This window comes from Exiguobacterium sp. s189, from assembly GCF_018617615.1.
GTDB classification, from domain to species: Bacteria; Bacillota; Bacilli; order Exiguobacteriales; family Exiguobacteriaceae; genus Exiguobacterium; species Exiguobacterium aestuarii_A.
In genome coordinates this window covers 55,276-67,424 of record NZ_JACSKM010000002.1, presented here as the reverse complement: position 1 = coordinate 67,424, position 12,149 = coordinate 55,276, and the positions used below count along the sequence as shown (strand labels likewise).

Here is a 12,149-nt window from a genome sequence, read left to right as displayed (position 1 = left end):
TTTATGTTCACCGAAATCCTCATGTATACGGGAATCTGGTTTATTCTCATCCTGATTTTATTAGGAACCATTTATTCACGACGGAAAAAATGATTAAAGCACCATCGCGGCAATCACCCCGAAGATGATGAGTGGAATGTTGTAGTGTAAGAACGTTGGCCAAACCGTTTCACGAAGGTGATCGTGTTGACCGTCAGCGTTCAATCCACTCGTAGGTCCGAGGGTCGAGTCACTCGCAGGACTCCCGGCGTCACCAAGAGCACCTGCAGTCCCGATGATGGCAATCGTCGCTTCGACAGAGAAGCCATACTGTACACAAAGCGGTACGAAGATGGCAGCAATGATTGGAACAGTCGAAAAACTCGAACCGATTCCAAGTGTGATGACGAGTCCGACGAGTAACATGACAAGAGCTGCGATCATTTTAGAATCGCCCATCAAATCGCTCGCACCATTGACGAGTGGCTCGATGGCACCTGTTTCACGAATGACGGCAGCAAATCCACTTGCGGCAATCATGACAAAACCGATGAATGCCATCATGCGCATCCCGCTCGTGAAGATGTCATCGGCCTCTGACCAAGGGATGAGGCGGAAAATCGAGAGTAAAATTAGTCCAGTCACCGCTGAAGCGATCATCGACTCTGTCTGCAATTGAACGATGAGGACGATGAGAACGACGGCAAGCGTCATGATCATCTTGAAGCCACTCATTTGACGAACTTCATAGTCAGACGGTCCGAGTGCGATCGTTTCGTACGAACGCGGTTTCCGGTAGTGAATGAACGCGGCAATCAATCCGACGACCATTCCTAATGCCGGAATTCCCATGATCGAGATGATATTGACGTCTCCGACAGCTAAGCCGTTCGCTTCAACGTTTGCAATCAAAATCTCGTTCAAGTAAATCCCACCGAACCCGACAGGTAGCAACATATACGGTGTCACGAGACCGAACGTCAAGATGGTTGCGACGAGACGGCGATCTAACTTCAACTCATTGAATAAGACGAGTAACGGCGGAATCACGATCGGGATAAAGGCGATGTGAATCGGAAGCACGTTTTGTGAGCTGATGGACAACAATAAGAGAAGCGACAACAAGAACGCTTTGACGTACATCACGCGTTTTCCTGACACGTCACGACCTGACATCGAAATCAGCTTTTCAGCTAAGACATCCGGTAGACCCGTCTTCGACAATCCGACGGCGAATGCCCCAAGGAGCGCATAGCTAAGGGCGATGCTCGCTCCACCGCCGAGACCTTCGCTGAAGGCGGTCAACGTATCGTTAAATCCGAGCCCTCCAACAAGCCCTCCGACAAGCGCAGCTAATATTAAGGACAATACAATGTGCACACGACTGATGGCGAGTGCAAATAAGACGATGACTGCAAGTAATACTGCGTTCATATCCATCCAACACCTTTCACAATTTCTTTCTCTTGGTATCACTTTAATATGATAAAGACTTTTTGAAATTTAACATATGATGTGACCCTTGTCAAATCGATTATGAAAAAAGCGATAACTCGTGAAAGTTATCGCTTACGTGTTACAGATCGACGTTGTGATACACTTGGCGAACATCTTCCAAGTCTTCGAGCACATCGATTAATTTTTCAAACTGTTCTTTCGAATCGTCATCGAGCGACACTTCGTTTTGTGGAAGCATCGTCAACTCGGCGACGGCGAACTCTTCAACCCCGGCAGACTTGAATGCAGTCTGAACGGCATGGAACGCTTCTGGCTCGGCATAGACGATGACCGTCTCATCTTCTTCGATGACGTCACGAACGTCAAGGTCGTGTTCCATCATGAGTTCAAGGACATCGTCTGCCGACATTTGATTGACACCGATGACGGCTGTCGCATCAAACATGTAGGCGACCGAACCGCTGACACCCATGTTTCCTCCGTTTTTACCGAAAGCGGCACGTACTTCAGATGCTGTACGGTTCACGTTATTCGTCAACGTATCGACGATGACCATCGAACCATTCGGTCCGAATCCTTCATAGCGAAGCTCATCGAAGTTTTCTTCGTCGCCACCTTTTGCTTTATCGATGGCGCGATCGATAATCGCACGGGGCACGTTATACGTTTTCGCACGCTCCACAACGAATTTTAATGATTGGTTCAACTCAGGATCAGGTTCCCCTTGGCGGGCGGCCACATAGATCTCGCGACCGAACTTCGCATAGACGCGACTCGTGTTCGCGTCTTTTGACGCCTTCTTCTCTTTAATGTTGTTCCATTTACGACCCATTACATGTCATCTCTCTTTCCATTTGTACGTAGATTCATTACAGATTATATAAGAAGTTGCGTGAATTGACGAGAAAAGTTTTACTCGTCGCCCTTATCCATCTTCTCAACAATCTCGGTGAGCGTCTTCAAACTGTCAATGAGGCTGTCGGTTTCATCCTCGTTTAAAAAGGCGAGACGCTCCTCAAAAAGCCTCCGGAACGAGTCTCTCCGTTCGAGTAAAATACGCTCACCTTTCTCTGTCAACTGGTTCCAAATGACACGGCGGTCCCGTTCATCCGGTACGCGTGTAATATATCCTTCATTTAACAGTTTCGTGATGAGCGGGGTAACATTGGGCGGCGCGATGGAGAGTGTTTCACTAATTCGTCCATTTGTGACAGCCCCCTCGTCCTCAATCAACATCAACAGATGGAAATGAGAGAAGTTCAAGTTCGGAATTTGTGGGAAATCAGATCGACGTAGCAGTTTACGACGAATTAAAGGGATCAGTTTGACGAACTGGTCCGCAGCATCTTGTTTCGGCATAGTAGATTCACTTCCTAGTTAGGTTCTATTTTCATTATACACGAGTTAGGTGCAGTTGAACCTAAAAACGGGTTGATGTGATGATTCATACATCATAGTAGAAGTAGATTCGACACAATTGATGTAAGCGTTTACATAAACGGAATTACTTGTTTTCATGAAAACGTATTCGATTTTACTGAGGACACAGTTAAAAATCAAGGGCTATCAACAAATGACAAAAAAATATTGTGAAAGAGTTCACATTGTTGTCACCCGCAAACTCCGAAAAACATTGTATTCTATGAATGTGAAGGAAAGCACAATCTCTTGAAAGCAGTCATCACATTGTGTCTTCCATCAAGTCAATATGTTCATTAAAAGCTCTCAATTATGAGGAGGAACCTAACATGGCAGTCAAAGAGAAAGCAAAAGTGGAAACTACGGCAGAACAAATGGTAGATACGCTCGTAGCGGGTGCACATGCCGCACTCGATACGTTGATGACGTTCGACCAAGAGAAAATCGATGAAATCGTACAAGCGATGGCGCTCGCTGGTCTTGAGCAACACGTCGCACTTGCGAAATTAGCACATACAGAAACTGGCCGCGGTGTCTTTGAAGACAAGATGATCAAAAACATCTTCGCGACAGAATATATTTACAACTCACTCCGTGGAGAAAAAACAGTTGGCGTTCTTGAAGACGACGTTCAAAACGGAATCACATACATCGCAGAACCAGTCGGTGTCGTCGCTGGGGTCACACCGGTCACGAACCCAACATCGACAACGATGTTCAAAGCAATCATCGCCATCAAGACACGTAACCCAATCATCTTCGCGTTCCATCCATCCGCTCAACAGTGTTCAAGTGAAGCGGCACGTGTTCTTCGTGACGCAGCGGTAGCGGCAGGTGCTCCTGAAAACTTGATTCAATGGGTTGAAGTCCCGTCGCTCGACGCAACAAAAGCACTCATGAACCACCCAGGTGTGGCGATGGTTCTTGCGACAGGTGGGGCGGCAATGGTCAAATCAGCTTATTCGACTGGTAAACCAGCACTCGGTGTCGGACCTGGTAACGTACCGGCTTATATCGATAAGACTGCGAAAGTGAAACGTGCCATCTCGGACGTCATCCTTTCAAAAACGTTCGACAACGGTATGATTTGTGCGTCTGAACAAGCAATCATCGTCGACCAAGAAGTTTACGAAGAAGTGAAAGCAGAAATGACGGCACTCGGTTGCTACTTCTGCTCACCTGAAGAAAAAGCGAAACTCGAAACACTTGTCATTCGCACGGACACATGTGCGGTCAACCCAGAAATCGTCGGGAAGCCAGCAGCGTGGATCGCTGAAAAAGCAGGTCTCAAAGTACCGGCTGATACAAAAATCTTGATTGCTGAACTTGAAACGGTCGGCGCAACTGAACTTCTTTCTCATGAAAAGTTGAGCCCGGTTCTCGGTGCTTATAAAGTACAGTCACGTGAAGAAGGATTCGCGATCGCTGAAAAAATGCTCGAAATCGGTGGTCTCGGTCACACAGCGGTCATCCACTCAACAGATGACGATGCCATCCTTGACTTCGGTCTTCGCATGAAAGCTTGCCGTATCATCGTCAACTCACCTTCAGCACACGGTGGAATCGGTGACCTTTATAACGAAATGACACCATCCCTCACGCTCGGCTGTGGGTCATACGGTAAAAACTCCGTCTCAGAAAACGTGACGGCGAAACATCTACTCAACGTGAAAAAGGTGGCGAGACGTCGCGTGAATATGCAATGGTTCAAAGTACCTGAAAAAATCTACTTCGAGAAAAACTCGGTGCAATACCTTCAATCACTCACAACGAAAAAACGGGCGATGATCGTCACGGATGAAATGATGGTCAAACTCGGATTTGCTGACAAAGTCATTAAAAACTTGCCTGCAGGTGTTGAGTACCGCATCTTTGACCAAGTCGAACCAGACCCATCTGTCGAAACGGTCATGAACGGTGCCGAAGCGATGCGTCACTTCCAACCAGACATGATTATCGCACTCGGTGGTGGATCACCGATGGATGCTGCGAAAGGAATGTGGCTCTTCTACGAACGTCCAGAAGAGAAGTTCTCAAACCTTCGTCAGAAATTCATGGATATTCGCAAACGGACGTACAAGTTCCCGACGCTCGGTAACAAATCAATGTTTATCGCAATCCCGACAACTTCTGGTACAGGTTCTGAAGTGACACCGTTCACCGTCATCACAGACAAAAAACGTAACGTGAAATATCCGATTGCCGACTATGCGATCACACCAGACGTTGCAATCGTCGACCCTGAGTTCGTCATGACCGTGCCAGCATCGATTACGGCTGACACAGGAATGGACGTCATGACGCACGCGATCGAAGCATACGTTTCAGTCATGGCGAATGATTACACGGACGGCCTTTGCCTCCGCGCCATCAAGATGATTTTCGACTACCTACCAAAAGCGTATGAAAACGGTAGCGATGCGGAAGCACGTCAGAAAGTGCACAACGCATCAACGATGGCTGGTATGGCGTTCGCGAACGCGTTCCTTGGAATCAACCACTCGATCGCTCACAAAATCGGTGGGGAGTTCCACGTACCACACGGTCGTACGAACGCAATCCTTATGCCACACGTCATCCGTTACAACGCGACACGCCCATCAAAACTTGCGGCGTTCCCGAAATATGAGTCATTCATCGCTGACGAGCGTTACGCAGAAATCGCACGTTACCTCGGCCTCCCGGCAAGTACGACAGCAGAAGGTGTGGAGTCACTCGTCCAAGCGATCATCGAGCTCGGTCAACGTTTGAACATCAAACTCTCGTTCAAAGCACAAGGCATCAAGAAAGCAGAACTCGATGCGAAAATTGACAAAATGGCAGTCGACGCATTCGAAGACCAATGTACGACGGCAAACCCGAAAATGCCGCTCGTTGAAGAGTTGAAAGAAATCATGTACGCAGCATACGAAGGCGTATAAGAAATCAAATCAATCTAGGTGCCCGTTCGAGAGAGCGGGCACTTTTTTTGAGTAGATAAAAGGTTAGTTAAGAAACGGCACAGGCGACGACATATTTTTTTGGTCGTTCGTTTCGGGTATGATAGAAGTGGAGGCGATACGATGAAACAAGAGATGACGATTACGACAGCATATGGAACGATTGCAGGGACTTTTCTTTCGCATGAGGAGCCTCGGGCGACCATTGTCATGTTGAGCGGAAGCGGACCAAGTGACCGTGACGGGAATATGGGTGGCGTCGGCTTTAATACGTACGGAAAATTAGCTGAGGCGCTATACGATCATGGCTATAACGTCTTTCGGTATGACAAACAAGGAATCGGGAAGTCGGATGGTGACTTCAATAAGGTCGGGTTACATGATTTGATTAACGATGCGATTCTAGTCGTGCGGACGATTCGACAACTCGCAGATGTGAATCATCTCTATATACTCGGTCATAGTGAAGGGGCAGTCCTTGCGCCAGCTGTACAATTGGAGACGAAATCCGATGGACTCATTTTATTGTCAGGGTTCCATGAGTCATCGAAACAGATGTTTTTATATCAGGCAGACGCCTTAGCAAAGGACGTCGAACGTGTCAAAGGATTAAAAGGCATGTTTTACCGGGTGACAGGGGTGGCGAAAAAGGTAAGACAGCGGCAGGATGACTTGCTCGAGCGGTCTTTACGCACGAACGTCTCCGCTTTTAAATACAGAGGACAAGTCGTGAACGCAAAATGGATTCGCGAACATGCCTCGTATGACGTACGGGAGCGATTAGAACATGTCACCGTTCCGGTCCTTGCGATTACAGGGGGACGTGACGTACAAGTCCCACCGGAGCACGTCCATATGATTCGGACAAAAGGGGAGGTTACGTCCTCTATCATCGATGACATGAATCACCTACTCGTGAAGCGAGATTCACCGCATTCTCTTCTGACGCTTCATAAAGAATACCGCGAGGCGATTGATGATCCAATTCATCCAAAACTCGTGCAAGAAGTGGTGGAATGGTTAAGAAAACAGTCATAAACATAAAAAACGGTCATTTTATGACCGTTTTTTATGTTATAATTGTGACATATTGAATGTATCTGAATGTTTTTGAATGATTTTAGTTGTTTTTATAATGAAAACGCTTTATATTAGACGTATGGAGGGAACAAGATGTTAACGAAACAACGACATCAGTTGATATTACAACGCTTATCTGAGCAGAAAGTCGTCAAATTGAAAGAGTTGGTTGATTTGACGAATTCATCCGAGTCGACGATTCGTCGTGATTTGACGGACCTCGAAGCGGAAGGATATCTGGCAAGGGTGCACGGGGGAGCGACACTCATCGCGACTCCTGACGAAGAACCGACATTTGAAGAGAAACGAGATCGTTTCGTCGATGAAAAAGTTGCGATTGCACGGAAGGCCGCAACGTTCATTGAAGACGGGATGTCGATCTATTTAGATGCCGGGACAACGACTCAAGCGATGGTACCGTTTTTAGAAGGAAAGAACATTGTCGTCGTCACGAATAGTCTACCGATAGCGAATGAATTATTTGATCTTGATATTAAGACGTTTGTGATAGGCGGAGAATTGAAACGGTCGACTCAAGCGCTCGTCGGATACAATGCACGTGAGAGCATGATGAATTATCGAGTTGACCTCGCTTTCCTCGGAATGAACGGAATCGACCTTGATGCAGGCTACACGACACCGGACCCAGAAGAAGCGCTTGTCAAAAAGACGGCAATTGAATTGGCACAGACGTCATACGTGCTCGCGGACGCATCGAAAATCGGGAAACGAACGTTCAGCCGAGTCGCGACGTTAGACGCTGCGCAATTGATCACATCAAGCGATGCATCAATGAGTTCCATCCAAACAATAACAAAGGTGGTGAATGCGAAATGATTTACACGTTAACACTCAACCCTTCTATTGATTACTATGTGACATTACCAGAAGTAAATTTAGGAGAAGTGAACCGAATCGAAGAAACGACCGAACGTGCAGGTGGAAAAGGGATCAACGTTTCGATCGTGCTTCGAGAATATGAAAAAGAAACGAAAGCGCTTGGCTTTATCGGTGGAACGACAGGTGATTTCATCAAAAAGTCGCTCGTCGACCATGGTGTGCACACGGATTTTGTTGAAGTGAACGGAAATACCCGAATCAACGTCAAGATTCGTGCAAAAGAAGAGACCGAATTGAACGCGAGCGGACCGAACATCACGGATGGTGAACTCGAACAATTGAAAGCGAAGTTCGACCAAGTCGAGGAAGGTGACATCGTCGTTCTTGCGGGAAGTATCCCAAGCAATTTACCGGACTCATTGTACCGGACGATCGCTGAATCGATTCGCGAAAAAGGTGCCGACTTCGTCGTCGATACGACGAAAGACGCCATGCTTGAAGTCCTTTCGCTCGAACCGTTGATGATTAAACCGAACCATCACGAGTTAGGCGAATTGTTCGACACAGAAATCGAGACGTTTGAGGACGCTCTTCCTTATGCGGAGCAGCTCGTCGAACGTGGCGCGAAAAACGTCATCATTTCATTTGCAGGGGATGGAGCGCTACTCGTTAATAAGGACGGCGCGGTCACGGCGAACACACCGGTCGGTAAACTCGTCAACTCAGTCGGTGCCGGAGACTCACTTGTTGCCGGATTTGTCGCTAACGTCAAAGAAAAAGGCGAACAGGAGGCGTTCCGCTACGCTGTCACAACAGGTAGTGCGTCCGCATATACGTTTGGTCTTTGTTCAAAAGAAGATATTGATCGATTGATTGATCAAGTACAACTCACACCACTTAAACGAATGGAGGAAACAACATGAAAATCACGGACTTGCTTCAACGCGATACGATTCAATTGAATCTTCGTGCTAGCTCTAAGCGTGAGGTCATCGAAGAACTCGTCGATGTCCTCGACCGTGCCGGCAAACTATCTGACCGCGATGGATATCGTGACGCCATCTTAAAACGTGAAAGCGAGAGCACGACTGGACTCGGAGAAGGGATTGCCATCCCTCACGCGAAAACGAGTGCTGTCAAAACACCAGCAATCGCCTTCGGACGCTCAGAAGGAGTCGATTACGAAGCGTTGGACGGTCAACCAAGCCGCCTCTTCTTCATGATTGCGGCAGGGGAGAACGCGAATAACGAACACCTTGAAACGCTCTCTAAATTATCGGTCTACTTGATGGACCCAGCATTCCAAGAGCGCCTCTATGCAGCGACTTCTGAAAGCGATGTCATCCGTGCCATCGAGGAGAAGGAAGCGGCTGAAGAGAAGCCAGAAGTCGTCAAACCGACGAATGAAGATGCACCTTTCATTTTGGCGGTCACGGCTTGTCCGACAGGAATCGCCCATACGTATATGGCGGCGGACAGCTTGAAACAAAAAGCGGAAGCGATGGGTGTCGATATTAAAGTCGAAACGAACGGTTCTACTGGAGTGAAGAACGAGCTTACACGGGCAGACATTGATCGTGCGACAGCCATCATCGTCGCAGCGGATAAAGCCGTGGAAATGGATCGCTTCGCTGGAAAACGCGTCATCGAAGTACCGGTCGCACAAGGGATCCGGAAACCGGAAGAACTCATCAATCGTGCCGTCAATCAAGATGCGCCGGTATACGAAGCTTCCAAAACGTCTGGTGCACCGAAAGAACAACGCACAGGTGTCTATAAGCACTTGATGAGCGGTGTATCTGCGATGCTCCCACTCGTCGTCGCAGGTGGTCTCTTGATTGCAATCAGTTTCTTCTGGGGCATCAACTCTGCTAACCCGGATGATCCATCTTACAATGAATTCGCAGCACAGTTGATGACAATCGGTGGAGCTGCATTCGGCTTCCTCGTTCCGATTCTTGCAGGTTTCATCGCGATGTCGATTGCCGATCGACCAGGTCTCGCACCAGGTCTCGTCGCAGGGGTACTCGCAAGCCAAGGGAACGCCGGATTCCTCGGTGGTCTCATTGCCGGTTTCTTGGCAGGTTACGTTGTCCTCTTCTTGAAAAAGGCACTCGCGAAATTGCCTGCTTCGCTTGAAGGAATCAAGCCAGTTCTTTTGTATCCGTTACTCGGATCGTTTATCTCAGGTATGATTATGTTGCTTGTCGTCAATGAACCGATTGCAGCACTTATGACATGGTTGATGGATACGTTGAACAGCATGAGTGGCGCGAATGCGATCCTTCTCGGTGTCATCGTCGGAGGAATGATGGCAGTCGATATGGGTGGTCCAATCAACAAGACAGCATACGTGTTCGGTACGGCAGCTCTCACAGCAGGAAACCAAGAAGTCATGGCAGCCGTCATGGCTGGTGGAATGGTACCACCAATCCTTGTCGCACTTGCATCAACCGTATTTGCTCGTCAGAAATTCTCGAAACAAGAGCGTGAAGCTGGTAAGACTGCTTACATCATGGGAGCTTCATTCATCACCGAAGCGGCCATTCCGTTCGCTGCTGCGGACCCGATTCGCGTCCTACCATCTGCCATCCTCGGTTCTGCAATCGCAGGTGGATTGTCAGCATTCTTCGCGATTCAATTACCGGCCCCGCATGGTGGAATTTTCGTCTTCCCACTTCTTGAAGGTGCTGGAAATGTCGCGATGAGTATGGGACTCTATGCCGTTGCCATCTTGACAGGTGCCCTCGTCGGTGCATTGCTCCTTTCATTCTTGAAGAAGCCGCTGACGACATCTGCACCAGTGCAATCAAAAGAAGTCGCATAAACCGAGAGAGTCGTTGCCTTAGTAGAGGTGGCGGCTCTTTTTTTATGGTAGAAGAACGATGAAAATTCACATAATCTCGGATTGCAAGTTGGGGATTTGTGGTAAACTATTTGTAAAGATTCGGGTTAGGAGGGGGTCACATTGGACATTCGAGTCGCCAAACCAGATGATGTGTATGGGATTGCGAGAGTGCGTGTGAACGGATGGCGTACGACCTATCGGGGGATCGTACCGACTGAGTATTTATTGAAAGTTTCGTCCGGTTCCATCGAATGGGCAGAACGATTGCGGACAGCGCTTCGTCGGCAGGAAGTCGCCGGCTTTGTGGCGATCGTGGATGATGAGATTGTGGGCTTCGTCCTTTACGGAGAAGAGCGTACGGGTGAGTATCCAGACCATACGAACGAAGTGTATGCCATTTATATTTTGGAAAATCATCAAGGGAACGGAATCGGGTCCGCTCTCCTTGAACATGCCGTCCAATCGATGTGCGAGGCGGGACTTTTGATTTGGGCGCTTGAGATGAACCCATTCCGCACATTTTATGAGCGGAAACAAGGGCAGGTCATCGACCAAAAGGATCGGGAATTTGGTGAATTGTTACTCCGTGAAGTGGCGTACGGTTGGGAAACGACCCGTCATGATTCGATTATGGGTGCCTAAGCTTAGTGACTGTAGGAATGTTCTACGGTCTTTTTTTGTGCCGATTGGAGCTTTTTTATCTATAGCGATTCATTCTGTTTTTGAGCTACAATCATAAACATATATGAAATAAATTCACCGTTTCATCTTCTATGTTCAATAAATCATAGTACTATGCATCTAGTTATAATTGGGTGGGGAATTCATATTGCTACTTCATGTGTGGTGACAAAATGGTATTCAAATCACTTAGTTAAATTAGGGGGTAGTAGTGAAAATTTCTTTTTTTAGGGGCAGAGAAAATGAAAAAATTTGATCAAGAAATCCAAAAGATACAAACTATGGCACAATCGCCAAAGAAACTGTTCCTTGCAATCCGTGCCGCCAGAGAATTAGTCCAAGAATACCCAGACGAATTCATCGCCTGGACGACTCTCATTAGTGCTGAAATGGATACGCCGGAAGAAGACTTTGAAAATGCCTCCAAACACTTATTCGAAGCATTTGATAAGTTTCCGGATCATTCGATTTTCTTCGCCCTCGGCGTATATCTTGAATCAACTTTCGTCTATCCAGATTTAGACGAAACAAAAATTGAAGAGATCAAGTCGATGCTGAATAAAATGGATGCTAAATCAAAAGGGATCCTTTACTATTCAATGGCCAATCTATATGAAATCAAACATCCAGAACAGTATGAATCGTATCTATTAAAGGCGATAGCGGAGTACCCAGAATTTCCTCGTTACTATCTTTGTCTTGGACGGTACTATATCTCAAACGAGAGTATTGAAAAGGGAAAGCAGTATGTAAGAGAAGGCTTGCTCAGAGTAAAAGAGTGTTTCAATGAAGCATCACTCCCAGACTATGAAATTTCTCTATATTCGTTTATTGATGAAGAAATCGGTGGACTTTATATGTTCGATGAGTTTTACAAGGAATATAAAGAAATGTCCTTATGAATC

The 12,149-nt window shown here is 47.2% G+C and carries 10 protein-coding genes; 7 read left to right on the top strand and 3 right to left on the bottom strand.

What is annotated here, in order from left to right; all coding sequences use genetic code 11:
• Nucleotides 1-93: 93 nt before the first annotated feature.
• From KNO99_RS03135 to KNO99_RS03125, 3 genes are all read right to left on the bottom strand, one after another.
• Entirely contained in the window at nucleotides 94-1,413 is a 1,320-nt protein-coding gene (locus KNO99_RS03135) for a Na+/H+ antiporter family protein (protein ID WP_214745217.1), read from the bottom strand.
• A 142-nt stretch (nucleotides 1,414-1,555) separates the two neighbouring features.
• A complete protein-coding gene (locus KNO99_RS03130; RefSeq protein WP_074034528.1) occupies nucleotides 1,556-2,269 on the bottom strand; it encodes a YebC/PmpR family DNA-binding transcriptional regulator in 714 nt (237 codons plus the stop codon).
• A gap of 80 nt (nucleotides 2,270-2,349) precedes the next feature.
• Nucleotides 2,350-2,796, bottom strand: a complete 447-nt coding sequence (locus tag KNO99_RS03125; protein ID WP_214745215.1) for a MarR family winged helix-turn-helix transcriptional regulator — start codon at nucleotides 2,794-2,796, stop codon at nucleotides 2,350-2,352.
• A gap of 389 nt (nucleotides 2,797-3,185) precedes the next feature.
• Here KNO99_RS03125 and adhE point away from each other — a divergent pair, with 389 nt between their 5' ends.
• The 7 genes from adhE to KNO99_RS03090 all read left to right on the top strand — a co-directional run bounded on the left by adhE (nucleotide 3,186) and on the right by KNO99_RS03090 (nucleotide 12,146).
• Complete coding sequence (adhE, locus tag KNO99_RS03120; protein WP_214745213.1) at nucleotides 3,186-5,777, top strand: bifunctional acetaldehyde-CoA/alcohol dehydrogenase; 2,592 nt, start codon at nucleotides 3,186-3,188, stop codon at nucleotides 5,775-5,777.
• 141 nt (nucleotides 5,778-5,918) lie between these two features.
• Nucleotides 5,919-6,833, top strand: coding sequence for an alpha/beta hydrolase (locus tag KNO99_RS03115; protein WP_214745211.1), 915 nt, complete (start codon nucleotides 5,919-5,921; stop codon nucleotides 6,831-6,833).
• Nucleotides 6,834-6,968: 135 nt separating this feature from the next.
• Complete coding sequence (locus KNO99_RS03110) at nucleotides 6,969-7,712, top strand: DeoR/GlpR family DNA-binding transcription regulator (protein WP_214745209.1); 744 nt, start codon at nucleotides 6,969-6,971, stop codon at nucleotides 7,710-7,712.
• Complete coding sequence (gene pfkB / locus KNO99_RS03105; protein ID WP_214745207.1) at nucleotides 7,709-8,638, top strand: 1-phosphofructokinase; 930 nt, start codon at nucleotides 7,709-7,711, stop codon at nucleotides 8,636-8,638. The genes KNO99_RS03110 and pfkB overlap by 4 nt, the downstream gene beginning before the upstream one ends.
• Nucleotides 8,635-10,542: a PTS fructose transporter subunit IIABC gene (locus KNO99_RS03100; RefSeq protein ID WP_214745205.1), complete on the top strand. Its 1,908-nt coding sequence runs from the start codon at nucleotides 8,635-8,637 to the stop codon at nucleotides 10,540-10,542. Before pfkB ends, KNO99_RS03100 begins: the two co-directional genes overlap by 4 nt.
• 141 nt (nucleotides 10,543-10,683) lie before the next feature.
• Complete coding sequence (locus KNO99_RS03095; RefSeq protein WP_214692154.1) at nucleotides 10,684-11,205, top strand: GNAT family N-acetyltransferase; 522 nt, start codon at nucleotides 10,684-10,686, stop codon at nucleotides 11,203-11,205.
• 281 nt (nucleotides 11,206-11,486) lie between these two features.
• The gene (locus KNO99_RS03090; RefSeq protein ID WP_214745204.1) at nucleotides 11,487-12,146 is read left to right on the top strand and encodes a tetratricopeptide repeat protein; all 660 of its coding nucleotides are present in this window, start codon (nucleotides 11,487-11,489) and stop codon (nucleotides 12,144-12,146) included.
• Nucleotides 12,147-12,149: the final 3 nt, after the last annotated feature.